Raw genomic sequence first — 25,572 nt, forward strand, 5'->3', positions numbered from 1 at the left:
CTACCCCAGCAGGAACTCGAAGTCCTCCCGCCCGATCGAGACGCTCCCCCCCTGCTCCGCCTCCTCCAGAAGCGCCCGGTACAGTTTCAGCTTGCGCTTTTTCAGCTCCATCATCTTCTCCTCGATGCTGTGACGCATCAAAAGCCTCGTGATGGTGACCTGCCGCTTTTGCCCGATGCGGTGCGCCCGGTCCGACGCCTGGCTCTCGACGGCCGGGTTCCACCAGGGGTCCAAATGAAAGACGTAGGAAGCGCGGGTCAGGTTGAGGCCGCGACCCCCCGCCTTGAGGCTCAGGAGAAACACGCCGGGTTCGGTCGCTTCCTGGAAGTTCTGCACCAGTTCCTTCCGGCGCGAAACCGGGGTGGAGCCGTCAAGGCGCGAGGAGGCGATGCCGTGCTGGGTGAGCCCCTGTTCGACGATGTCGAGAAACGAGGTGAACTGCGAGAAGACGAGCACGCTGTGCCCTTCGGCGAACAATTCCTGCAGCTGGTCCACCAGGAATTCGATCTTCGGTGACCGGTCGTTGGCCCCGGGGAGGACGAGTCTAGAGCAGAGGCAGATCTGGCGCAGCTTGAGGATCGCGGTGAGCGCGATGATGCGCGCCTGCCCGGCGGCGTTGGAGGCGAAGGCACGCGCCACCGTCTCGCGCACCTCGGTGACGGTCCGGGCGTAGAGCGCCTTCTGCCTCGGGCTCATCTCCAGGTAGAGATCGGTCTCCACCTTCGGTGGGAGCTCCGCGGCGATCATGTCCTTAGAGCGGCGCAGGATGAAGGGACGGGTGCGCCGGATCAGCGTCTCGATGAAGTCGCTTCCCTCGCGCCCCATCTGCTTGCGGAACTGCTCGTACGGTCCGAGGAGCCCTGGGAGAGCCAGGTCCATGACCGAGAAATACTCGCCCAGGTGGTTTTCCAGCGGCGTCCCGGTGAGGGCGACCTTGAAGGCTCCCTTCAGCCTGCGTACCGCCCCGGTGGTCTCGGCGTGGATGTTCTTCACCGCCTGGGCCTCGTCGAAGACGACGACGTGGAACGGGATCTCGCGCAGCACCTCGATGTCGCGCTGTACCACGCCGTAGCTCGTAATGACGACGTCGAAACCCGCGAATTCCGCACGGCGCCCCTGGCCGCGATAGACGCCGACCTTCAGGTCCGGATAGAAGCGGGCAAGTTCGCTCTCCCAGTTGAAAATGAGGGTGGGTGGGACCACGACGAGGTGCGGCACCTCGCGGGGGACGTCGGAGACGATGGTCCCCTCCTTGAGCCCGGCCAGCAGCGCGATCGCCTGGATGGTTTTGCCAAGCCCCATGTCGTCGGCGAGGCAGGCCCCGAAGCGGTGCTCGTAGAGAAAGGCGAGCCAGCTGTACCCTTCGAGCTGGTAGTTGCGCAGGGTCGCCTGGAGCCCCGCCGGTGCGTCGAGCTTCGGTATCCCCTCGAAGCGGGTGAGACTCTCGAAGATGCGCTCGTCCTCGGGGGACAAGAGCACCCGCACGCCGTTTTTCCTGAGCGTGATCCAGTCGAGAATCTGCAGGCGCGGCACCCGCACCACCTCGCGTTTCGTATGGGGGGCGAAGAGGGCCAAGGTGCTGCTCGTGAGCGGGTCGAGAAGAAAGACGGCGCCACCGCGGCGAAAGACCCCGCCGCCGTTCAGGGCGGCCATGAGTTCGTCCTCGCCGACCAGTTCGCCGTCGGCGCGAATCTCCGGGCGCAGCTCGAACCAGTCGATGGTCGACCTGGTGGCGTCCAGGGTGAAGGTCCAGGAAACGGTCTGCAGCTCCTCGCCGGCAAGAGCGATGGAATACCCCTCCGCGACAAGCGCCGCCTTCAACTCGCCCAGGCGCCCCATGAAAACCTTGCGCTCCAGGGAGAAGTGCTCCCCCTCCCCTGCCTGCCAGAAGATGTCGAAGCCGAAGGTCTCGGCGAGGATCTCGAGCAGACGCGTCTGACGCGAGACGTCGACACCTAGGGCGAGCCACTCTCCATCCTCCGCTAGCTGCAGCAAGGTGAGCGTCCTGCGCGCCTCTTCGCAGAAACCGTTGATGATGGCGCGGGCGTCGGCTCTGATGCCGCGCTTGAAGAATTCGGCACCTTCCAGCGTCTGACGCACGAGGCGGTCGCGCTCCGCAAGGTTAGTTGAACCAAAGGCGGCGAAGCAGGCCTTCGCGATGGCAGCGACACGCTTCTTCGCCTTCAACGGCTGCGGGAACGAGGCGCGGCCGTCTCCATTCAGGAAACGGAAGGCCTCGGAGTAGAAGGAAAAGACGGCCTCCCCGGCCGCCCCTTCGGCCACCAACGGCACCATATCCTCGAGCTCGAGGATGTTTAGTCGGTAGCGCGGCTCCACGACTCTAGGCGTCACGCAGACGCCGGAGACGGAGAGGATAAGGCGCGAAGCCGTCTCCCATTCGGCGCCGAGATCGAACTGAAGCCGGTTGAAGAGCGCCGCGGGAAAACGGCAACCTGTCGCCTCCGCCGCCGGGGCTTCGGGAAGCCGCGCAAGGAGGGCGGTGAGGCTTCCGTAGAGGCGCTGGCCGGTGTCATCGACCTTCTGGATCAGGTTGCGCTTGAGATCGAATAGGTACCCCTGGTGGAGGAAGAGCGCGTCGTCCATCGAGGCGCCGTCCTCGAGGGAGAGGCTCGCGGTGACGTCCCCTTTATCCAGATCGAGCTGCAGCAGGACGGCACGAGTCACCGAGGCATCGAACGAGAACGGCCTCGTCTCATCCCCGGAAAGGTAGAGGATCGGGAAGCGCCCACGGAAACGTCCGAGGAACTCTTCCACGACGCGGCCGCGCAGCGCCGAGGAATGCAGCAACCTCAAAAAGTCGCGCATGGAGGCGGGAAGAGCCGTGTCGTAGAGCGCGACCGGCAGGAGGTTCTGCATGAGACGGAGGCGCACTTCCCCCTGCTGCCTTTCAAGCACCAGGGCATAGCCGCTATCGGCGGGAATCGTTCCCTCTTCGGCAGCGACTTCTTTAACCGGAACCAGGGAGAGTTTCTCACGGATTCCGGCCAGGTAATCGTTGGGGAGTTGCAGCATGGGAAGGGAAGCGGGGGCGAGCGCCTTTTTCACCGTGGCGAGGGCCGCGACGAGGTGCGGGCAACGCCCGTGCGGACTCCAGACGCCGCAATTACAGCTGCCGTTGAATTCGCCATGGGCGATCGACAGGCTCACCCGGCAGGTCTGCCCCGCATCCGACAGGCCGACCTCGAGGACGTCGCCGGCCTGCTGCCAAGCGACGCTTGCGACCGGAGTCCTCTTGCACAGCTCGAAGCCGTTAAAGAGGTGCACCTTGTCGGCCAGCGCGTAGATGCCCGCCGCAGGCATCTGGAACAGGTGCCGCAGCAATGGGTTGGACGGAATGTCGATCACGTGGGAACTCCCCGGGTGTGCGAGCAAAGGATCGTATAAGGTATCAGAAACAGAGCCCGAATACAACCGCGCCTTACCAAGGGATTGAAAAGAAGGCGGGAGCCGGCCCCAAGATCCAAAACCTCCCCGCCGGCAGCGAAGGTCCGGCAGCAAACATAAAACTTTATACAAGATGGACTTTATCCACTAAGACGCGACTTTATCCACTAAGTTGCGTCTTTGTCCACTAAGTTGCGTCTTTATCCACTAAGTTGCGTCTTTGTCCACTAAGTTGCGTCTTTGTCCACTAAGTTGCGTCTTTGTCCACTAAGTTGCGTCTTTATCCACTAAGTTGCGTCTTTAGCCACTAAGACGAGACTTTAGCCACTAAGACGCGACATTAGCCACTAACATGGACGGTTAGCCACTAACGTCAATTTTAGCTTAACAACGAAAGGAGGTTATTTGTGGGCGCGCACCTGCAGTTGATCCACAGTGGGGAGAAAAACGATGGGAGGGGAAAAAAAATGGGGACGGCAGCGACCGTCCCCTCGAAAAGGAGACCCAGGAGTGTGTTCCAAGGTTCACAACCACTCTTCGGACACAGCTTCCAGGACTTTAATTATTTTTTCACCCCTCGTCTTTAAGGGCGAAATTGTCGATGATCCAGCGCGCGATGCTGCGCTTTGGGGGAAGCGCCGGGGGCATGCGCTCCCTGGTGAACCACTGCGCATCCTCCAGCTCGTCGTGATCGACCCTTATCTCGCCCGACTCGTGACGCGCGACGAAGCCGGCCATGAGCTGGCTCGGGAAAGGCCAGTTCTGGCTTCCGACGTAGTTTACGTCGGTTACCTTTAGTCCGGTCTCCTCGAACACCTCGCGCGCCACGCACTCCTCAAGCGACTCTCCGAAGTCCACGAAACCGGCAACGAGGCTGTAGCGCCCGGCGGCCCATTCCGGCTTTCGCGCCAGCAGAAATTCATCGCCGCGCTTGATGAGGACGATGACGCAGGGATGGATGTGCGGGTAATGTTCGTGACCGCAGCCGCCGCAGCGCTTGCCCCAGGTGGGGGCGATGCGGGTCATGTCGCCGCTGCCGCAGCGCGAACAGTGGCTACTTTGCCGTTCCCAGTAAAGGATCTGTTTGGCGACGCCGTAGATGGTGGCCAACTGGTCCGGAAGGTCGGTCCACGGGACGGGCTGAAGCGTTTCGGGAACCTCTTCGGTTTTCCCGAGGCTTAAAAGGCGCACCGGTGCCCCGTCCCACTCCCCGAACTGCAGCGCGCGGCCGTCGTCGTTTAGAGATAAGGGGAGCTCGCCCCGGTAGAGGTCGCCATCCTGCAAGAGAAGCGCGTCCCCCTGAAGGAGGACCCAGTAGCCCGGCCTGGAATCGGTGGCCGTGTCCGGCTTCAGCTGGGTAAATCTGGTTCTTATGATCTCGCCGTTAAAGGGAAGGTTGATGGTATCGGGATATGACATGGACCGCTCCTGTTGCGTGACTGGGGCCTGCGACGCCGAGCATAATACAGGAACGGCGCAGGGAAGCAATGCCCTTTTCATTCAGAGCATTTGACTTGCATTGCTTTCGCGCGCCATGGTATTTTTTCCGTTCGCCAATACCCGGCCCAAGGCCCAAGCAGGAGATCAAGTGAACCAAAACAGAAGACTACCGGCGGAGTGGGAACTGCAGGACGGCGTGCTCCTGGCATGGCCGCACGAGAACAGCGACTGGCTGCCGTATCTCGACCAGGTCCAACCGGTTTTCGCCGCCATCATCGCCGTCATCAGCCGCTTCGAAACGGTGGTGGTAGCGGCCGACGCCCCCGAAGAGGTGTGTGAAACGCTGGCCGCCGCCGGGGCCGACCTCGAGCACGTACGCATCCTTCCCATCGACACCAACGACACCTGGGCACGCGACTTCGGCCCCATCACCGTTCTGGAAGACGGCACGCCGAGGCTCTTGAACTTCGGCTTCAACGGTTGGGGGCTCAAGTTCCCCTCCGACCTCGACAACCGGATCAACAAGCAGTTGCAGGCACAAGGTCTCTGGAAGGCGCCGCTCGACACGGTGGGCCTCATCCTCGAGGGGGGGAGCATCGAGAGCGACGGCAGGGGGACCATCCTCACCACCGAAGAATGCCTCATGAACGATAACCGCAACCCGCACCTGACCCGCGAAGAGCTGGAAGAGGAGCTGCACGGGCTTTTCGGCAGCGACCGCTTCCTCTGGCTTTCCAACGGCTACCTGGCGGGCGACGACACCGACTCACATGTCGACACGCTCGCGCGCCTCTGCCCCGACAACACCATCGCCTACGTCACCTGCGACGACCCGGATGACGAGCACTACCCTGCCCTCAAGGCGATGGAGGAGGAGATCCTCGCCTTCCGTACCAGCGGCGGGCGGCCGTACCGCTGCATCCCCCTCCCCTGGCCGGGCGCGAAGTTCGACGAAGACGGGGAGCGGCTGCCCGCGACCTACGCGAACTTCCTGGTGATCAACGGAGCCGTGCTGGTGCCGACCTACAACGATGAAAAGGACGCCGCCGCGCTGGTTGCCGTCGGCGAGGCGTTTCCGGGCTTCGAGATCATCGGCATCGACTGCCTCCCGCTCATCCTGCAGCACGGCTCGCTGCACTGCGTGACCATGCAGCTGCCGAAGGGGACGCTTAAGTAAGGCGCCGCTGGTGACCTCGCGCTCCCCCCTTTGCGAAGGGGGGACGGGGGGGGATTTGTTTTTTACAGCGGGTTCCGCAGGTTTGACAGGATTCCAAGAGCCACTTTTCCATAATAGAAGGCCAATGGTTCTGTAATCGTTCCAGGCGCAGCACGCGCGATGGCCGCATCAGCAGGTGCTGTTATGGTAAGACCAAGGCAAATCCCCCCTGCCCCCCCTTCGCAAAGGGGGGAACACTGGGGCACCTGCGGCGCTTCGTTGGAAGTGAACTCAACGTTCCCGAACTCCCTGAAGACCGGCCGAAAGCCCTACCGTGAGCGAAGGACGGAAGGAGAAGGGCTTCATAACATGACGGAGAAGAACATGAAAAAACTGAAAGTAGCCCTCGTACAGCAGGCCCTACAGGAAGGGCGTGAAGCCATGGTCGCCGCCACCATCGCCGGAATCCGCGAGGCAGCCGCCAAGGGGGCTCAGCTCGTGGTGCTCCAGGAACTCCATACCGGCAGCTACTTCTGCCAGACCGAGGACACCGCCTGCTTCGACTTGGCCGAGACGATCCCCGGCCCCTCCACCGAGCAGTTCGGCGCACTGGCAAAGGAGCTCGGCGTCGTCATCGTCACCTCCCTCTTCGAGCGCCGCGCGCCTGGGCTGTACCACAACACCGCCGTGGTACTGGAAAAGGACGGCAGCATCGCCGGCAAGTACCGCAAGATGCACATCCCGGACGATCCCGCCTTCTACGAGAAGTTCTACTTCACCCCGGGCGACCTCGGTTTCGAACCGATCGAGACCTCGGTGGGGAGGCTCGGCGTTCTGGTCTGCTGGGACCAGTGGTACCCCGAGGCGGCGCGCATGATGGCGCTCGCCGGTGCCGACCTCCTCATCTACCCGACCGCCATCGGCTGGGACCCGCGCGACGAAAAGGACGAGCAGGCGCGTCAGTTGGACGCCTGGGTGACCGTGCAGCGCTCGCACGCGGTGGCAAACGGCATCCCGGTGGTCAGCGTGAACCGCGTCGGCTTCGAGGGCGACCCAAGCGGCGCAGGCGCCGGCATCAAATTCTGGGGCTCGAGCTTTGCGGCAGGACCGCAGGGTGAATTCCTGGCACGCGGCGGCGAGGAAGAGGAGCTCCTGGTGGTCGATCTCGACATGGGACGCAGCGAGGACGTGCGGCGCATCTGGCCCTTCTTGCGCGACCGCCGCATCGACGCCTATGGCGATCTGGTGAAGCGCTACCGCGATTAGCTTCCCCATTCCTTCCCCCTCCTGCCCCCCTCTCACCAGTAGAGAGGGGGGACCGGCTGCAGCGCGTAGATTACTAAACGAGGTCCCGCCGTGAGGAACGACACCTCGCCCCAGCAAAAACTTCTCGATGCCTTCGCAGCCTGCACGCCGGAACAGCGCAGCTTGCTCCAGCTGCTTTCGGTGGTCTACGCGCCGGTCTCCAAACACGTCTTGCTTAATCTTGTCAAACGACTCCAGCTCCCCTCTCCCACCGGACAGAGTTACACCGGCGCCGTGCTTTCCGAGACGCTGGAAAACCTCAAGGCGACCGGCCTGGTCCAGGGGAGCGACCGCGGCGTCCACTGCCGTCCGCTCATCGCCCACGCGGCCACCCTTAGCGCCCACACGGAGGGACGCTTCGAGGCGATGGCGAACACGGTGCAGTCCGAGTTCCCCATAGTTTCGGAATGGGGCAGCAGTTACTATCGTGTCGCCGAGCACGGCCTGCGCGACGTCCGCATCTGCTTCTACAGGAAGGATGTAGCAGGGGCCTTTGACGCCGCGGAGAGGTACCTGAAGCAGTTCCCTTATGAGGCCATGCGCTGTCATCCCTTCATCGTTGCCTGTTTCATGCCTTACGACGACGCCTGGTTCCGCTCCCTTCCCAACCCCCTCAGAGGCACCGCACTGCTCGTCCAGATCCCTCACGCCCGTCGCCAACTGATCCCTTGCATCGCGCCGTTTAAGGCCCTGACAGACCTCCTCGCCACCGACTCCAGGGCATCGTACCTGCTGCACGACATGTACTGCCGCGAACTTCTTTGGCGCGGAAGGAGGGGCGAAGCAGAGAAAAGCGCCTGCGAGGGGGCAAGTTCCGCGCAGCTCTCGGTGCTTGCCTGCTGCGCCTTGCAGCGCGGAGCGTACCCTGATGCGGTGACCTTTTTCCGCAGGTCACTGGCGGCGTTGAAAAAGGAAACGGGCAAGCGCAAGACCTTCTTCGAAGACGGCCTTGGCCCCTTCTTCGTCATGGCGCTCATGGCGTCGAACGACCCGACGCATCTCGAAGAGGCCGCCGAACACTGCCGCTACGTCCTGGGTAAGCGTGAATGGCCCGACCAGCAGATCTTTCACCTCCTGCAACTGGTTGCCGCGGAACGGCGTGGCGAGGCAGGCATCAAGGAACTACTCGAAAGCCTGCTGTCGCGCACGACAGCGTCCCCTCTTGAGACGTTCACCCATCTGCTGGCTCTGTACTGGTGCGGCTCTGAGAGACGCAAGGTCCAAGCATCGAAACAAAAGGAGCTGGTCGCCCGCCTGCGCGAAGCCTCGCAGCTCTGGCTTGCCGACGAACTGGAACTTCTCATGGCCGCATGCGGCGTCCAGGAGGCTGCCGCAGCCTCCCTTTTGAAGCGCTATGAGGCGAAAGGGCTCGTCCCTCTCTACCGCTGCGTGGAGCCGGTGGAATCGTGGCAAAGCGCCCTCGCCGCGCTACTGCGTCTGAATGCGGGGCCGGAATCGGAGTCCGACACGGCGCTGCCTCAGTCGCGCCTCATATGGCACTTCGAGGAGTTGCGCCACAACTTCGAGATAACGCCGCGCGAACAGAAGCAGGGTGCGAACGCTAAGTGGAGCGCGGGGCGCAACGTCTCGCTGAAAAGACTCGCCGAGGAAGCGGACGCAATCGAATACCTCACCCCGCAGGACCGCCTCATCTGCGGCTGCATCAAAAAGGAGCGCGGCTCAGGATACTACGGCCGCGACACCTACCTGTTGGACCTGAACCAGGCCCTGCCGCTCATGATCGGGCACCCGCACGTGTACCTCGATTCAGGTGCGTCGGTGCGTCTCGAACTCACACGCGGCGAGCCCGAGATCCAGCTCGTCGCCGACGGTGACGGCTTTAAGCTGCAGCTCGCCCCTCCGTTCCAGCAGGGCCAAAAACTTTACTTGCAGAAGGAAACACCCACCCGCATCAAGGTCTTCGAGGCCAAAGCCGAGTACCTGAAGATCGCCGCCATCCTCGGAAACGGCCTCACGCTTCCGGCACGCGCGAAAGATCAGGCGCTGAGCGCCGTGAACGCCCTCTCCTCGATGCTGACGGTTCACTCCGACATCAGCGACGCCTCGACCGAGACCGTGGCGGGCGACGTCACCCCATGTTTCCACCTGCTCCCGTACCAGGCCGGGCTCAGGCTCGAGGTCCTCGTACGCCCGTTCTCGAACGCCGCCCCCTACTTCCGTCCGGGTTCCGGCGGAGAGACGGTGATGGCCGAGCTGGACGGAAAACGGGTGCAGGCGAAGCGTGATCTCAAACTCGAGGAAAGCCGTGCCGCCGAGGCCCTCGTCCTCCTCACCGCGCTGGGCGAAGCGGAGGAGAACGAAGGCGAATGGCTGGTCCCATCCACCGAGAGTGCGCTCGAGTTGCTTTTGCAGTTGCAGTCTTTAGGGGAATCGGCGCACGTGTCGTGGCCGCAGGGGGCGCGCTTCAAGATAAAGCAGATAGTTACCCCCTCACGTTGCAAGCTTTCCGTGAGACAGGCGAAAGACTATTTCGAGCTTTCTGGCGAGGTGAAGGTGAACGAGGAGCTCGCCCTCGACCTCCGGGAACTGGTAGATCTGGTGCGCGGTACACAGGGGCGATTCGTGCAGTTGGGTGACGGCGAGTTCATCGCCCTCTCGGCGCAATTGCGGAGATACCTCGACGACCTCGCCGCCTGTTGCGACCCGCACGGATCGACCTTCCGCTTCCATCCCCTCGCCGCCACGCTCTTCGAGGATTTCGCGGTGGACGCCGGGGAATTCGAAGGGGATAAGCAATGGCAGGCGCAACTCAAGCGTTTGCGCGAGGCGCAGAGCTTCCGCCCCGAGTTACCGAACACGCTGCAGGCCGAGCTGCGCGGCTACCAGGTGGAAGGTTTCAACTGGCTGAACCGCCTGGCGTACTGGGGTGTTGGGGCCTGTCTTGCCGACGACATGGGGTTGGGAAAGACGGTGCAGGCGCTGGCTCAGATCCTCACCATGGCGGCGAAGGGGCCGTCCCTCGTCGTCGCCCCCACCTCGGTCTGTCTGAACTGGGAGAGCGAGGCCGCGAAGTTCGCGCCGACACTCAGGTGCATCATCTACGGCGGAAACAAACGGGAAGAACTTCTGAAGGGGCTTGGGCCTTTCGACCTCGTCATCTGCAGTTACGGCCTTTTGCAGCAGGACGGCGAGCTGCTCGCAGCGGTGCAGTGGCAGGCGATCGTGCTCGACGAGGCCCAGGCGATCAAGAACATGTCCACCAAGCGCAGCCAGGCGGCTATGCAGCTCTCCGGCGCCTTCAAGATGGTGGCGACCGGCACTCCGATCGAGAATCACCTGGGCGAACTCTGGAACGTTTTCCGCTTCATCAACCCGGGGCTCCTCGGCTCACTCAAGCAGTTCAACGTCCGTTACGCCTCACCGATCGAGAAGAGCGAGGACAAGAAAGCGCGTCAGCGCCTGAAGCGGCTCATCCAGCCCTTCATCCTCCGCCGCACAAAGAACCAGGTGCTGGAGGAGCTCCCGCCGCGCACCGAGATCACTGTCGCCGTCGAAATGGGAAACGAGGAGACCGCGCTCTACGAGGCGATCAGGAAAAGCGCCCTCGAGAACTTGGCCGGCATCGGCAAGGTGGAGGGAAAGGGAGAGCTGCACCTGAAGATCCTGGCCGAGATCATGAGGCTGCGCCGTGCCTGCTGCAACCCGCGCCTCATCCTTCCCGACAGTGCCATCCCGAGTTCCAAGCTCGCAGCCTTTGCGGAGATAGTCGAGGAACTTCGGGAGAACCGTCACAAGGCCCTCGTCTTCAGCCAGTTCGTCGGCCACTTGGAGATCATCCGCAAATACGTGGAGCGGGCAGGCATCCCCCACCAGTACCTCGACGGGTCCACTCCGGCGCCCGAGCGTAAGCGGCGCGTGGACGCCTTCCAGTCCGGCGAGGGAGACCTCTTCCTGATCAGCCTGAAGGCAGGCGGGGTCGGACTGAACCTCACGGCGGCGGACTACGTCATTCACATGGATCCCTGGTGGAACCCGGCGGTCGAGGATCAGGCCTCGGACCGGGCGCACCGCATCGGGCAGCTGCGTCCGGTGACCATCTACCGCTTGGTGACCAAGGGGACCATCGAGGAGAAGATCGTCGGGCTGCACCAGCAAAAGCGCGGCCTCGCCGACAGCCTGTTGGAAGAAAGCGATCTCTCCGGCAAGGTGAGCGCCGAAGAGTTGCTGCAACTTTTGCGGGCGGATAAATGAGGCAATAATTTAGCCCTCCCCTCCCCCCATATCCCCTCTCCCCCTGGGAGAGGGTGCCCGAAGGGCGGGTGAGGGCGTTGCCCACGCAGCTACATCTCACTAACCGCAACGCCCTCACCCCTACCCTCTCCCGGAGGGCGAGGGGGAGGACCAGACTTCAAACCAAAACGGAGGGCACGACCAATGGAAATCACCCTTGCCTTTGATGTCTACGGAACGCTGATCGACACGCACGGCGTCATCGTCGCGCTGGAAAAGATCATCGGCGACAGGGCGGCCGCCTTCTCGCGCACCTGGCGGGAGAAACAGCTCGAGTATTCCTTTCGCCGCGGCCTCATGCAAAACTACGAGACCTTCGCCGTCTGCACGAGGGACGCCCTCAACTACACGGACGCCTTCTACAAAACCACACTGACCGAAGCAGAAAAGGAAGACCTGCTGGCCCTTTACCGGGTGCTCCCAGCCTATGACGACGTGGAACCCGGCTTGCAGCGCGCTAAGGACGCCGGTTTCAAGATGTACGCCTTTTCCAACGGCAGCGCCGACGCGGTGGAAGAGCTCCTCACCAACGCGGGCATCCGCCAGTACTTTCTCGACGTGGTAAGCGTGGACGAAGTAAAGTCCTTCAAGCCGAACCCCGGTGTCTACGCCCACTTCCTGCGCAGGTCCGGCGCAACCGGCGCAAACGCCTGGCTCGTCTCCGGCAACCCATTCGACGTGATCGGCGCCATCTCCGCAGGCATGAACGGCGCATGGGTGAAGCGCTCACCTGACGCGCTCTACGACCCTTGGGGGATCGAGCCGACTCTTACCGTCTCGTCACTCGCAAACCTCGCTGAAAAGTTGAAAGAAATCAACTCTTAGCACCCCGATACGCTATAGCCATCCGACCTGTCGGACCTGAAAGGGAGAAGCCTTATGTGCCTCATCATCATCGATATCCAGAATGATTATTTCGCGGGCGGCACCATGGAACTGGTCGGCATGCCGGAGGCCGCAGCTAATGCGCGTCTGCTGCTCGACGCCTACTGCGCGGCCGGGCTCCCGGTAATCCACGTACAGCATTTGGCCGCACGCCCCGACGCCACCTTTTTTATTCCCGGAACGCCAGGAGCCGAGATCAACCAGATCGCCGCCCCCATTGCATCTGAGCCTGTCGTTGTAAAGCACTTCCCCAACTCCTTCCGTGAGACGGGGCTCCTCGACCTCCTAAAATCGAAGCAGATCACCAATCTGACCATCTGCGGGGCCATGAGCCACATGTGCATCGACACCACGGTCCGCGCCGCGTTCGACCTGGGCTTTACCTGCACCTTGGCGGCCGATGCCTGCGCCACGCGCGACCTCACCTTCGAAGGGCACATAGTTCCGGCTGCAGACGTTCACGCCGCATACATGTCCGCGCTGTCGCTTGTCTTTGCGCGCGTCACGGCCACGGCGACGGTCATCGAAGAGCTAAAACGCCCTTAGCCGGGCGCGATAATCCTGAGCTATCGCTATCTCATGAAAACAATCGGAGCAAAAAGCTCATTTTCAGGTTATTATTAACCGACAAGAAAGAAAAACTCTGCCTCACCGACTTCATCGATAGACGGTGCACGGGCGTAACATTGGCGGACTGTTTGTGAGCTACCTCAACCATTCCTATAAGCGTGTCAGGATCATCGATCTCACCTTTTCATCGGCCTTGCTGCTTCTCGCAGCGATGCTGGTACTTGCCTACCACATCAGGATAGAAGTGGCGCTGTCGAACAAACTGACGGAACACAGCTATGAAGTGATCATGTCAGTCGACCAGCTCAACAACTCACTGCTGCAGGCGGAAAGCAGCAGGCGCGGTTATGTCCTGACGGGGAACCCGCAGGAGAAAGCGCGTTGTCTCTCCTTTTCCCAGAGAACGGAAGACAACTTCCAGGACCTGAAAAAGCTGACCCTTGACAACGGCTCGCAACAGGGACGACTGAACCGGCTGCAGGAATACATGAACCGCAAGCTGACCATCTTCCGCCTCTCCCTGAACGACTACGACAGAAAAGGCTTCAACCCCGACTCACAGGCACAGTTCACCGAGGAAGGATCCACCCTCATGGGCTACCTGCGCAACGGCATTCAGGATATCAAGATCCACGAGAAGGGGCTGCTTGCCGTGCGGCGCGCCGAGGAGCAAACCTCGCTTATGGTCCTCACCATGGTGATCCTGTCCGGGATGTTCATATCGTTCATCCTGCTGAGCCTGAGCTACTACATCGCGCGCAGGGAGACGCGCAATCATGTTCTTGCCGCCGATGAACTCGAATCAGCGAACAGGGACATCTCTGACCTGAGCAGCATGACACAGCTGTTACAGACATGCTCCGATTTCGAAGAGGCTCGCTCCATACTCGCAAGCTACGGGCACAAGTTCTTCAGTGGGGATTCCGGCGGTATTTACCTGATCAACCCATCGAGAACCCTTATGTCGGACGTGGCGGTCTGGGGCAATGCGGAACAAGCCCCCTTCACTCCCGACCAGTGCTGGGCCTTGCGACTGGGACAACCGCACATCTCGGCAACGGAGGCGGATGTGAGATGCCAGCACGTCCCGGAAACTGAAGGCGCCCATCTGTGCATCCCACTTTCAGCGCACCACGAGACCCTGGGGACGCTCGACCTGAACCTCGCGCCGGGAATAACCGGAGCAGAACTTGAAAAGCGCAAGGCAAAGGCGGCAGCCTTCGCCGAACAGGTTGCCTTGGCCATACGCAGCCTACAGTTGCGCGAGCAGTTGAGGGAGCTGTCGATTCGCGACCCGCTCACCGGTCTGTTGAACCGGCGCCACATGGAAGAATCGCTGTTGCGCGAGATCAGCCGTGCCACCAGGACGAAGCAGCCGCTCAGCGTGCTGATGATGGACGTCGACCTCTTCAAACATTTCAACGACACCTATGGGCACGAGGCGGGGGACCACGTATTGAAGGAGTTCGGGCACCTGCTGCAGAATCAGGTCCGTGAGAGCGATATCGCCTGCCGCTTCGGTGGCGAGGAGTTCACCCTCATCCTGCCTGAGGCGGACTGCGACACGGCCTCAGAAATCGGCAACCGGATCAGAAGCGCGGTGATGGATTTACAGCTTGTGGTGGGAAGGCAGCCTCTTGGGCGAGTCACCATCTCGGGAGGGATCGCGGTGTTCCCGGAGGATGGGGACACCATTCAGCAGCTCCTGGCGCGCTCCGACGAGGCGCTTTATGTCGCCAAGAAAAACGGCCGCAACCGCATCGAAGGAAGCTGTGCGGCCGCGGCCGTTGCGGCAAAGGGAAAGGCTGACAAGTAGAGGGCGAGCCCCTACCAGGTCTGGGTCACGGTATCGGGGGTAACCACAAACGCGGCACGCAGCCAGCTGAACTTAGCCTTCAGCAGATCGAACTCCTCACCCGAGGTCAGAAAGGCCGCCTTGCCGCGAATCAGGAAACCGGCGCCCGGCCCGTGCAATCCCTGCACCTTGCTGCTCCCGACGGTGATGAGGACTTCCGGGTTGAACGCGACGTTGGCTTCGGTTTTCTGCATGTAGCCCGCAGGGATCAGCAGGCGCCCGTCGGCGGTCACCCGGATGTAGCTGTTCCAGGTATTCACCATGTGCGGCCCGTCCTCACCCAGCGTGGCTATGGCGACTACTCCATCCTGCTTCAGGATCTCAAGCAATTTTTCTGCAACCATTTCATTTCTCCTTCGTTGTTATGCGGGCATGACGCCCGTTGATTCAGGGATACCACCATGTTCATCCTAAGTGACAGTACTCCGCTTCCCTTCTATAAGCAGCTCTACAACCAGATCAGGGAGAAGATCCTTGCCGGCAGTCTCGCGCCGGACCAGAAGCTCCCCTCGGTCAGGGATCTGGCCGCGGAACTCTCCACCAGCCGCAACACGGTGGACGCAGCCTACCAGGAGCTTTATTCGGAAGGCTTCATCTACAGCCGCGAGCGCAGCGGGTACTTCGTATCGCCCCTCGAGCGGGGTTTCGCCTCAGCGCTCCCCTACCCTTCACCCCGCCGTTCCCACCCAGGGAAACCGGATCAGCTGCGTTATGACTTTCACCCGGCACGCCTTGCGCCTGGGACCTTCCCCGTGGCGCAGTGGCGCAACTGCTACCTCGAGGCGCTGCGCGATTGCGCCGATTCCCTCACCACCTACACGGAGCCGCAGGGAGATTTGGAGCTCCGCACTAACCTGCGCGAGTACCTGGAACGCTCACGCGGCGTCATCTGCGACGAGGGGCAGATCATCATCACCTCGGGGCTGCAGCATGGCCTGGAGCTTTTATGCCGCATGATGCAGGACCGGCGTCCATCGGTCGCGCTGGAAGAGCCTGGCTACCACCTGCCGAGGGCGGTGTTCGCGAACAACGGTTACCATCTGCACAAGGTCGCGACGCACCCCTCGGGCATCGACATCGACCATCTCAGATCGAGCGGAAGCGGCATCGTCTATGTCACTCCGTCGCACCAACTACCCTTGGGGCACGTGATGCCCGTCGCCAATCGGCTCAAGCTGATCGAGTGGGCACAGACGGGGGACAACCTCATCCTCGAAGACGACTACGACAGCGAACTGCGCTACCACGGCAAGCCGATCTCGTCGTTGCAGGGGCTGCGTCCCGACGGCAACATCGTCTACCTCGGCACCTTTTCCAAGGTGCTCTCGCCGACCCTGCGCCTGAGCTACATGGTGCTGCCGCGCCCCCTGCTTCCCGCCTACCGGGCACACTTCGGAAACTACTTCTCCACGGTGCCGCTGCTGGAGCAAAGGTGCATGGCTAAATTCATGGAGCAGGGGTACTGGGAGCGCCACGTGCGGCGCATGAGGACGCTGTACCAGCAAAAACACGACCTGCTCCTCGCCGCGATCGGGCGGGAGTTCGGCGCAGACGGCGTGGTGCTCGGGGCCGACGCCGGTCTGCACGTGGTACTGCGCCTTGTGTCCGAGAACCCGGGAGAGGCCGAGATCCTGCACCGGGCCAAGGGTAGCGGGATGCGACTGGTCCCATTCTCGCAGATGTGCGCCGGAGACCCGCCTGCGGATACCCATCTGCTTTTAGGCTTTGGCGGGTTGCTTCCGGAACGGATCGATGAAGGGGTTGCCCTGCTTCGTACACTGTGTAAGGGAAGATAGCGAAAACTCAAAAACGGCAACAGGTGCAGTTTTCAACTAAATCATGGGGGCAGTAGATACAGATACGCCTTTCCTTTTCCTACAACGCTTGCTGCGTGACGACATCCCCAATGGTACAATCGTGCTGGTTTCTATCTCTAAGCCAATCAAAGGGGGGCGAAGCATGGCTTTACTGCGCAGGACCATCGCAGGAGCGCTGCTCGTGACGGTAGCAGCATCGGCACAAATGGCATGGGCGGCCGGGAAGAGCACAAGTAGTTCAGGCGCAATCGAGCGGGGACGCTATCTCGTGAGGATCGGCGGCTGCAATGACTGTCATACGAGCGGCTATGCCATGGCCGCCGGCAAGGTAGCAGAGGAGCACTGGCTGACCGGAGACCGGCTCGGCTGGAGGGGCCCCTGGGGCACCACGTACCCTGCAAACCTGAGAAACTTCATGGCGCAGATGACGGAAAAGCAGTGGCTCAGCTTCGCGCGTACCGCCGAGACCAAGCCCCCCATGCCCTGGTACGACCTGCGCGCCATGTCCAGTGAGGACCTGCGGGCCATCTACCGCTACGTCAAGGCGTCCGGCCCCAGGGGCGAGGCGGCCCCGGCTTATCTCCCTCCCGAGCAGGAGCCCCAGGGTCCCTTCATCCTCTTCCCGCAACCGCCAAAGTGATCTCTGGTCAGGCGGGAGCTGCACCTGCAGCTCCCGTCGCCTTCCCCACCCCGCTCCAGCGGAAAACCCTTCCTCGCCCGTATTCTCGTTGACTTGGCGCAGCCGACCGGTGTATTAGAGTAAAAATTTTAATGTTCAACTGAACGCAACGAGCTTCCGGAGCATGCCATGACCGCATCATCACAAGGTTCCCTGCGCCAGGTGCTGGGGCTACCCGTCATCGTCGCCGCCCTCGGCTATTTCGTCGATATCTACGACCTCGTCCTCTTCAGCATCGTGAGGGTGCCGAGCCTGAAGGGGATCGGCCTCGCCGGGCAGGAGCTGATCGACAAAGGGGTCTTCCTGCTGAACATGCAGATGGCGGGGATGCTGCTGGGGGGGATTCTCTGGGGGATCCTCGGCGACCGCAAGGGACGCCTGAAGATCATGTTCGGCTCGATCTTCATCTACTCCCTCGCCAACCTCGCCAACGGCATGGTCGGCTCCATCGAGGCCTACGCGGCACTGCGGTTTCTGGCCGGCGTCGGCCTGGCGGGCGAACTGGGCGCCGGCATCACCCTGGTATCCGAGGTGCTGCACCGCTCCATCCGCGGTTACGGCACCATGATCGTCGCCACGGTCGGGGTCTCCGGGGCGATCCTCGCCAACTTCGTCGCCAGGGAGTTCGACTGGCGCAGCGCCTTCGTCATCGGCGGGGTACTGGGCCTCATGCTGCTCGTACTGCGGCTTTCCGTCGTCGAGTCCGGCATGTTCAAGGGGATGGAAGGGGCCTCGGTTTCCAAGGGGAACTTCCTCGCCCTCTTCACCTCACGCGACCGCTTCGGGCGCTTCCTGCACTCCATCCTGATCGGGCTCCCCTCCTGGTTCGTGGTAGGCGTGCTGATAACCTTCTCGCCGGAATTCGCCAAGGCCCTCGCCGTGCAGGGGAACGTGAACGCGGGGAACGCGGTGATGTACTGCTACCTGGGCCTGGTAGGAGGTGACCTCGTGAGCGGCGTCCTGAGCCAGTTGATGCAAAGCCGCAAAAAGGTCGTGCTCCTGTTCCTGCTGCTCACCGTCTTAGGAGTGGCCGTCTACTTCAACGCCTCAGGCGTGAGTGCCGGTGCCTTCTACGGGATCTGCTGCCTGCTAGGCTTCGGCATCGGTTACTGGGCCATCTTCGTCACCGTGGCCGCGGAGCAGTTCGGCACCAATCTGCGAGCGACCGTCGCCACCACCGTCCCCAACTTCGTGCGCGGCATGACCATCCCCATCACAATGCTCTTCCAGGTGGCGAGAAAAAGCATGGGACTGGAGGCAGGCACCATCGCCGTCGGAGTGGCGACCCTCGCCATAGCGCTCTTCTCCCTTTCGCGCCTGCAGGAGACCTTCCACAAGGATCTCGATTATTTCGAGGAGTTCATTTAGACCAAAAGACTTAACGCAAAGACGCAAAGGCGCGGAGGCGCAAAGAGAACCGGATACATGGTAGAACCAAGAGTCAGGTTTTTATCTTTGCGCCTTTGCGGCTCTGCGTCTTTGCGTTGATGCCTTTTGTTTTTGGATAATAGACTTCCGCGCACCCAGGAGTTCCCCTGCACATGCACCAGGACCACAGCCGACACACGCTGCGCACTTCGCTCATCACCGCCATCGCGCCCTGCATCTGGGGCAGCACCTACGTGGTCACGACGCAGATGCTGCCGCCCAACCATCCCCTGACCGCGGCGCTTTTACGCGTACTCCCCATCGGCGTCCTCATGGCCCTCGCGCTACGCACCCTTCCCAAGGGAGAATGGTGGTGGCGCCTTTTGTTCCTGGGGCTCTTGAACATCGGCGTCTTTCAGGCGCTCCTCTTCATCGCCGCCTACCGCCTCCCCGGCGGCGTGGCCGCGACGGTGATCGCCACCCAGCCGCTTGCCGTGATCTGCCTCTCCCGGGTGCTTTTGCAGGCGCAGCACTCGCGGCTTGCCTGGGCGGCGGCAGGGACCGGGGTGATCGGCGTCGCCCTTCTCGTCCTCACGCCGGCGGCCCGGCTCGACGCCATCGGGGTCGCCGCAGCGTTTGCCGGCGCCGGGTGCATGGCGCTCGGGACCGTGCTCACCAAGCGCTGGACCTCGCCGATGCCGCTCGCCGCCTACACCGCGTGGCAACTGGTCTTCGGCGGGCTCTTCCTGCTCCCCTTCGCGCTTCTCTTCGAGGAACCGATCACGCACCTCACCGCCGTGAACGTCATGGGATACGCCTACCTCGGCATCTTCGGGACGGGGATCACCTACATGATCTTCTTCTGGGGGATAAGGCGGCTGCAGCCGTCGGCGGTCTCCCTGCTCGGGCTCTTGAGCCCGGTGATGGCGACGCTGCTCGGCTTTCTCGTGTTGGGGCAGCGGCTTACCCCGCTGCAATTGTTGGGAGGAGGACTGGTCTTGTGGAGTATCTGGGCGGGACAGCAACCGGCGTCGGAGCGTCGCTAGGACCGCTCGAGAAGGTAGGATTCTAGTTCGGCAAAGGTGGGGAGTGCGGCACGGCCGCCCAAGGCGCGCGTATTGAGGGCTCCGACGGCACTCGCCATGCGGGCGGAATCACGCAGGGAATAGCCGCGAATCAGCGCGAAAAGAAAGGCGCCGTGGTAGGCATCCCCCGCTCCGGTCGTGTCGACCACGTGTTCGACCGGAAAAGCGATCTGGTGGAACTGCTCACCGCCCCTGGCAGCGACGTGGCTTCCGTCGGTGCCGCAGGTAACGGCGACGACGCCTGGGCCCGCTTCGACGAGAGCGAGTGCCGCTTTCCCGGGATCGGCTGCACCGGTGAAGGCAGTGGCGTAGTCGTGGGCGACTATGCAGATGTCAACGAGCGGCATCAGCTCGCGGTGCGCGGGCTGGAATCGGTGCGAGCCGCCGTCGAAGGAGATCCTCACCCCTGCCTCCCGCGCGACTCGTGCTGCGCGCAGCGAGGCATCCCAGTGGCGGCCGTTCAAGTGCAGAATGCGGGCGGCTCGGATCGCATCCACCGCAAGGTCGGCGGCATCAAGCTCGCCGCTGTCCCCAGGGGCGAAGGTGATGGCCCGGGCGCCGTCGCGCCGCCGGACCAGAATGCTCGCCTGCGACGAGCTTTTCCCCTGCGCTATCGCGATGCCGGAGGTATCCACCCCTTCGCGGCCGAACTCCTCGAGGATCATACGGCCGAAGAGATCGTCTCCCAGCCGGTCGAGCATGGCGCCCTTTCCACCCAGCCGCGCCAGGGCGACCAGCGCCGTTGCCACCGGCCCTCCGCCCGCCACCGCCGTCGCATGCGCCTTCTGCACCAGCTCTCCACCCGGCAGCTCATCGACCACCATGAGGAGATCGATGGTCGAGACGCCGAGGCCGACCACATCGTATTTCATCGCCGCTCCTCTCGTTCGATATGAACGCAGAGCAATATACGGCGATAGTGACGCCGATGTAAAGGGAGTCCCGTGTCAGATGCAGAAATCGACCACGTCCGGTCCCTGGGCACCGGCCCGGTCGATCTTCTCCAGCACGTCGGCGAGCGTGGTCCCGTCGAGGATCCTGGCCATCTCGTCGCGCACATCCTTCATCACGAGCCTTATGCCGCAGGTGAGCTCACTGCCGCACTCGGTGCATCTGGCATAGGCCATCTCGCTGACGCAGGGAACCGGGGCGAGCGGCCCCTCCATGAGGCGGATCGCCTGTCCGAAGGTGATCTTCTCGGGCGGACGCCCAAGCGAGTACCCGCCTCCCCTTCCCTTGCGGCTTTGCAGCACCCCCGCGTTTTTCAGGTTGAGCAGGATGTTCTCCAGGAACTTCTTCGGAATCCTCTCCTCGCGCGCGAGATCGGCAATCAGGATCGGCCCCTGCTCGTAGCGTCGCGCCAGGTAGATAAGCGCCTTCAGGCCATATTTTGTTTTCTTTGAAATCATGCGGGTATTCCTGTCAGATCTTCAGGCCGAGTACCGGCCAGACAAACACCACCGACCCCATGAAGAGGAGCCACGAGACGGCCATGACAACGCCTCCCGCCACGATGATGTCGCGGCTTTTAAGATAGCCGGATGCGTAGGCAATTGCGGTGGCGGGCGTCCCCATGGGGAGGCAATAAGCCAAACCTGCGGGAAGCGCGATGGATAGGGTCATCACCTTGGGGTCCATCCCCATGGTCTGGCACAGCCCCATCCCGACCGGCATCAGGATGGCTACCACGGCGGCGTGGCTGATGCACTCGGTCACTAGGATCGCCACCAGCGAGATCACCGCGATCACCGCAAGCGGCGCGTGCGCGTGGTCCCCCATCCCCTTTTTCACCACCCAAACCGCCGCCCCGGTTTTTTCCAGTGCGGAGGCGAGCGCTATGGTGCCGCCGTACATCAGGATGATCCCCCAGTTGACGTACTCCTCGATCTTCTGCCAGGAAACGACCCGGAAGGTGAACAGCGCGGCAGCACCTAGGATGGCGATGGCAGCAAGGCCGGTCTTCTCGCCGAGGAACATCCAGCACCCGACCGTCCCCACCATGACGAGCGCGGTCAGGATCTCGTCACCGCTGATCTTCCCCATTTCTATGCGCTTGCCGTTCAGAAATTTAAGTCCTACTTCAACATCGTCGATGTCGGGAGGGAAGAACCTCAAGAGGATCACGAATCCGAGCACGAGGAGCGGCAGGACGATCATGCAGGCGGCGGTGGACCACTCCACGAAGGAGAAGTGAAGTCCGGTAGCCTCTTTCAGAAGTCCGGCCGCGAGAGGTGCGCGAGCACCTCCGAGGAAGGTGGCGATGCCGCCGATGATGCATCCCCACGCCATGGACATGAAAAGGAGCCTCCCGAAACTGCTCTTACCCTTCTCGAGGCGCAGCGCAGTGGTGAGTTCCGTCACCACCGGGAAGAGCATGGCGGCGACGGCGTGCTCGCTCATGATGAAGGAGAGGAAGGCGGACAGAAGGAATACGGTCAAAGCGAGCCTGGTCGGGGTCCGGCCGAAGCGGGCGAGCATGGCCCTCGCGAGGCGGGCCGAAATGCCGGTGCCGGTCATGGCGGCGGCAAGGATGAAGGCGCCGAGGATGAAGAAGACGGATTCGTTCCCGAACATCGAGTAGGTCTTCTTCGCGTCCATGATGCCGAGAAGCGGGAGCATGACCATGGACAAAAGGGCGGTGACCGCGATGGGGAGCAGTCCGGAAATCCAGAAGAAGACCGTGGCGCCGAAGAGAACCAGCGCCCGATAACCTTCCACGGAGAGGCCCTCGGGAGGAGTCAGGCGAACCAGCACGGCGATGACCAGGACCACGGCGGCCATGACCTGGTAGCGCGCGGTGCGGTCCAGCAGGATGAGCCACATGGGACGGTTGTCGATCTTGAGCGGTTTTTCTAGGAGGTGGTTGTTTTCCATTGGTGCGGCGTGCCCTCTTGCGGATCTATTTCATGACAGGGACTACAGTCCGGACGACTCGAAAGATTCTGCCACTTCCTTCACGCGCAGCAAGCGCCTGAGGTCGGAGGTGGCCAGCAAGCGACGGTCCTCAACGCTGTCGATGAAGCCGCGCAGGATCCCCTTACGCGAAGCAGGCGCCAGGGGGGTGATCAGATAGATGAGCGGCAGCAGCGGCTTGACCAGCACCTTTTTCTCTCGCCACCCGGACTGCAGGTAGCCGAACAGTTGGGTGAGGTCTTTCACGGCACCCCTGGCAGCGTCTCCCGACAGCTCAACGAGCGGGACGATGCCATCCTCCAGCAGGACATCGATCCCCGCTTTGATGGCAGCGGGAGTTTCCTGGGCCGCGGCAAGGGTTGAGACGACGGACCACCTGGGAAATATGGTGCGGGCGTATGCCAGGGCCTTAAACCGCTCTTCGTGATCGCCCCCCTCGACTGCCGCGTGTGCGCGACGGTCAGCGTGCAGGGGGATGTCGAGAATGTCGATGCCGGCGGCGTAGGCGCGATCGATCATCTGCGGCGTCGCCGCGAAGTCGAGCCTGCCGGTCAGGCGGGCATTGAAGTTCTTCTTGATGAGACGGGCAAGGTTCTCGCCGCTTGCGAAGCGGTCCCGCTCACCAAAGGTGAGGTGAAAGAGTGCGGCGTTGCTCTGGTAATGACTCTCGTACAGGGTCTCTATGGTCTGGCGCTCGGGAAGGTTGCCACCTATGAAAAAAACGTTCTCCTCCCGCCGCAGTGCGTCCGGAGAAAACGGAGAAGTCCGGGCTGCCAGCTCCCGCATTTTATTCTCGTCTATCCTCATGGCCCCTCCCCCATCGTCGATTCGAAAAGCGCAAAGCACACCTGAGCGTGCAATTTTAGGCAAGATACGTTATTCAACCAATTCAGTCAACAAAATTAAATGAATTGTCTACAGCATAAGTAGAGTATTCAAATATCCCAGAAAACCGGTGTGTTACCGTCAGGAAATGCGTGCAGATCGAGACTGCTGAACGGAAACTGCAGGTTCTAGCGTCGCGCACCGCAGGCCTGAGCCCATACTCATTGACTTGCCGTCACGGACGCGCTATAGAAACAGGGATTTTGCAAGCCATCACAAGAGGATATCCATCCGCCGCTCCCCTATAACCGATACTTGGAACCGAGGTGTCAAATGCATGCTTTAAGATTGTTCCTGACAACCCTCCTGCTTGCCTGGCCGCTTTCCCTGCACGCCGCTACCGGCACCCTACAGGCGCAGTCGAGGATCACGGCTGTTACGGTGTTCTCCGACCGCGCCCAGGTGACCCGGCAGGCGTCCGTCACTCTCAGGCCGGGCATGAACCTGGTGAACTTCGACGACATGCCGCAGCTCATGATGGAAGAATCCCTCAGGGCCGAAGGGAAAGGATCCGGCCGCGCGCGCATCGCCGGCATCTCCGTGAAAAAGGTCTTCCTGGACCGGTCCCATGAAAAGCGGGTGCGCGAACTGGAGGACGAGATCGTGCAGCTCACCCGCAAGGTTGAGAGCATCGAGGCGCGTCGCAAGGCGCTCGCGGCGCAGAAGGCGTTCATCGACTCGATCCGGGTCGGCTATGGAGAGAGGATCTCGAAGGAGATCGGTGCAGGAAAACCGATCACCGGCGAACTCGACCAGGCGATGCGCTTCGTCGGTGATAACACCGGCAAGATCGAGGAGAAAATCTACGATGCGGAGGCGGAGAAACGCCCACTGCAGGACCGCATCGCCGCCCTGAAAAAGGAGCTGGAGCAAAACCGGGCGGACGGTATGAAGGAGGTGCGCTCGGTTCAGGTGGCGATCGAAGCCGAGCGCGAGATGAAGTTCGACATGGAGTTCAGCTACCTGGTGCCGCAGGCGACATGGATCCCGACCTACGACGTGCGGCTCGCGCCGGACGGTAAAGAGGCGGAGCTGGTTTACCGTGCGCAGGTTTGGCAGATGACCGGTGAGGACTGGCCCGGGGTGAAGCTTACCCTATCCACCGCGAGCCCCGCCTCTGGCGGCGGCGCGCCCGAGCTTTTCCCGTGGCGCGTTTCTTTCTACGAGCCGCCACGTCCCATTCCGTACCTGCCGCGCGCCAAGATGGAGATGGCTGCGCCCGCGTACGGCGCGGTCCCGGCGGCACCCGCCGAGGATCGGATGCAGCAGGCGGAGTTCAGTGCGGCCCAGGTGGCACAGGGACAGACCTCGGTACAGTTCCAGGTGGTACAGCCGGTGGACGTCACCGCCGATGGCAGCCATGCACAGAGCATGATCGCGACGGAGAAGCTCCCGGTCACCGTCGGCTACGAAACGGTGCCCAAGCTCTCACCGCGGGTCTATCTCAAGTCCACCGTCACCAACCGCACCGCTTATCCCCTTCTTGCCGGCGAGGTCAACATCTTTAACGACGCCGTCTTCGTGGGTAAAAGTCAGCTGAAAGCGGTCGCTTCCGGCGAGGATTTTGACCTTTACTTCGGCAGCGATGATCAGGTGAAGGTGAAGCGCGAAGTGGCGAGGGTGAAGAAAAAAGGCGGCCTCATCGCCGACAGCAGCGTCACTTACCACGTCGATATCGAGCTGCAGAATTTCAAGGCCCGTCCGGTTCCCGTGGGACTGAAAGACCAGAAGCCGCTGCCGGGGAACGCCGAGATCGCAGTCAAGGTGGAAGAACTCTCGCTGAAACCGGTGGAGACAAAGGAAGACGGCACCATTATCTGGAAACTCGAGCTTGCACCAGGCGAGAAGCGGAAGGTCTCCTACGACATCGTCATCGACTACCCGAAGGGGCGCGACTTGCTCGGGCTCGAGTAAGGTCACCCCCGGCGAACCGTGCATGTGTTTCCTTGAAGCAGCAA

18 protein-coding genes are annotated in these 25,572 nt (G+C 62.1%); 11 read left to right on the forward strand and 7 right to left on the reverse strand.

The annotated features are described in order from the left end of the window. Both E4633_RS10065 and nudC read right to left on the reverse strand, forming a co-directional pair. Positions 1–3,366, reverse strand: a complete 3,366-nt coding sequence (locus tag E4633_RS10065) for a DEAD/DEAH box helicase (RefSeq protein ID WP_246038014.1) — start codon at positions 3,364–3,366, stop codon at positions 1–3. A gap of 609 nt (positions 3,367–3,975) precedes the next feature. Beyond that, complete coding sequence (gene nudC / locus E4633_RS10070) at positions 3,976–4,824, reverse strand: NAD(+) diphosphatase (RefSeq protein WP_135870112.1); 849 nt, start codon at positions 4,822–4,824, stop codon at positions 3,976–3,978. A gap of 169 nt (positions 4,825–4,993) precedes the next feature. Here nudC and E4633_RS10075 point away from each other — a divergent pair, with 169 nt between their 5' ends. The 6 genes from E4633_RS10075 (at position 4,994) to E4633_RS10100 (ending at position 14,828) form a co-directional block, all read left to right on the forward strand. Continuing rightward, on the forward strand, positions 4,994–6,022 hold the full coding sequence (locus tag E4633_RS10075) for an agmatine deiminase family protein (protein ID WP_135870113.1): 1,029 nt from the start codon (positions 4,994–4,996) through the stop codon (positions 6,020–6,022). A 363-nt stretch (positions 6,023–6,385) separates the two neighbouring features. Next, positions 6,386–7,267 (forward strand): carbon-nitrogen hydrolase, encoded by an 882-nt coding sequence (locus E4633_RS10080; protein ID WP_135870114.1) that lies wholly within the window; start codon positions 6,386–6,388, stop codon positions 7,265–7,267. A 90-nt stretch (positions 7,268–7,357) separates the two neighbouring features. Next, positions 7,358–11,518, forward strand: coding sequence for a DEAD/DEAH box helicase (locus E4633_RS10085; RefSeq protein ID WP_135870115.1), 4,161 nt, complete (start codon positions 7,358–7,360; stop codon positions 11,516–11,518). Positions 11,519–11,701: 183 nt separating this feature from the next. Continuing rightward, the gene (locus E4633_RS10090; RefSeq protein WP_135870116.1) at positions 11,702–12,382 is read left to right on the forward strand and encodes a haloacid dehalogenase type II; all 681 of its coding nucleotides are present in this window, start codon (positions 11,702–11,704) and stop codon (positions 12,380–12,382) included. A 54-nt stretch (positions 12,383–12,436) separates the two neighbouring features. Next, positions 12,437–12,988 (forward strand): cysteine hydrolase family protein, encoded by a 552-nt coding sequence (locus tag E4633_RS10095; RefSeq protein WP_135870117.1) that lies wholly within the window; start codon positions 12,437–12,439, stop codon positions 12,986–12,988. Between the two features lie 154 nt (positions 12,989–13,142). Further along, positions 13,143–14,828, forward strand: a complete 1,686-nt coding sequence (locus E4633_RS10100) for a sensor domain-containing diguanylate cyclase (protein WP_135870118.1) — start codon at positions 13,143–13,145, stop codon at positions 14,826–14,828. 11 nt (positions 14,829–14,839) lie between these two features. Here E4633_RS10100 and E4633_RS10105 read toward each other — a convergent pair whose 3' ends face one another. After that, a complete protein-coding gene (locus E4633_RS10105; protein WP_135870119.1) occupies positions 14,840–15,211 on the reverse strand; it encodes a pyridoxamine 5'-phosphate oxidase family protein in 372 nt (123 codons plus the stop codon). 57 nt (positions 15,212–15,268) lie between these two features. On the opposite strand from E4633_RS10105, the gene pdxR reads away from it, so the two are divergent. From pdxR to E4633_RS10125, 4 genes are all read left to right on the forward strand, one after another. Continuing rightward, on the forward strand, positions 15,269–16,663 hold the full coding sequence (pdxR, locus tag E4633_RS10110) for a MocR-like pyridoxine biosynthesis transcription factor PdxR (RefSeq protein WP_135870120.1): 1,395 nt from the start codon (positions 15,269–15,271) through the stop codon (positions 16,661–16,663). 163 nt (positions 16,664–16,826) lie between these two features. Further along, positions 16,827–17,324: a cytochrome C gene (locus tag E4633_RS10115; protein ID WP_135870121.1), complete on the forward strand. Its 498-nt coding sequence runs from the start codon at positions 16,827–16,829 to the stop codon at positions 17,322–17,324. 168 nt (positions 17,325–17,492) lie between these two features. Beyond that, on the forward strand, positions 17,493–18,731 hold the full coding sequence (locus E4633_RS10120; protein WP_135870122.1) for an MFS transporter: 1,239 nt from the start codon (positions 17,493–17,495) through the stop codon (positions 18,729–18,731). Positions 18,732–18,904: 173 nt separating this feature from the next. Next, positions 18,905–19,777, forward strand: a complete 873-nt coding sequence (locus E4633_RS10125) for an EamA family transporter (protein WP_135870123.1) — start codon at positions 18,905–18,907, stop codon at positions 19,775–19,777. On the opposite strand, the gene E4633_RS10130 is transcribed toward E4633_RS10125, so the two are convergent. The 4 genes from E4633_RS10130 to E4633_RS10145 form a co-directional block, all read right to left on the reverse strand. Next, positions 19,774–20,688 (reverse strand): carbohydrate kinase family protein, encoded by a 915-nt coding sequence (locus E4633_RS10130; RefSeq protein WP_135870124.1) that lies wholly within the window; start codon positions 20,686–20,688, stop codon positions 19,774–19,776. The genes E4633_RS10125 and E4633_RS10130 overlap by 4 nt on opposite strands. Positions 20,689–20,763: 75 nt before the next feature. Next, on the reverse strand, positions 20,764–21,225 hold the full coding sequence (locus tag E4633_RS10135; protein ID WP_135870125.1) for an RrF2 family transcriptional regulator: 462 nt from the start codon (positions 21,223–21,225) through the stop codon (positions 20,764–20,766). 13 nt (positions 21,226–21,238) lie between these two features. Beyond that, complete coding sequence (locus E4633_RS10140; RefSeq protein WP_135870126.1) at positions 21,239–22,690, reverse strand: SLC13 family permease; 1,452 nt, start codon at positions 22,688–22,690, stop codon at positions 21,239–21,241. Positions 22,691–22,732: 42 nt separating this feature from the next. Then, positions 22,733–23,536, reverse strand: coding sequence for a hypothetical protein (locus E4633_RS10145; protein WP_135870127.1), 804 nt, complete (start codon positions 23,534–23,536; stop codon positions 22,733–22,735). A gap of 351 nt (positions 23,537–23,887) precedes the next feature. Between E4633_RS10145 and E4633_RS10150 the strand changes: the two genes are divergently transcribed. Further along, complete coding sequence (locus E4633_RS10150) at positions 23,888–25,528, forward strand: mucoidy inhibitor MuiA family protein (RefSeq protein WP_135870128.1); 1,641 nt, start codon at positions 23,888–23,890, stop codon at positions 25,526–25,528. Positions 25,529–25,572: the final 44 nt, after the last annotated feature.

The organism is Geomonas terrae, from assembly GCF_004791675.1.
Lineage (GTDB): Bacteria > Desulfobacterota > Desulfuromonadia > Geobacterales > Geobacteraceae > Geomonas > Geomonas edaphica.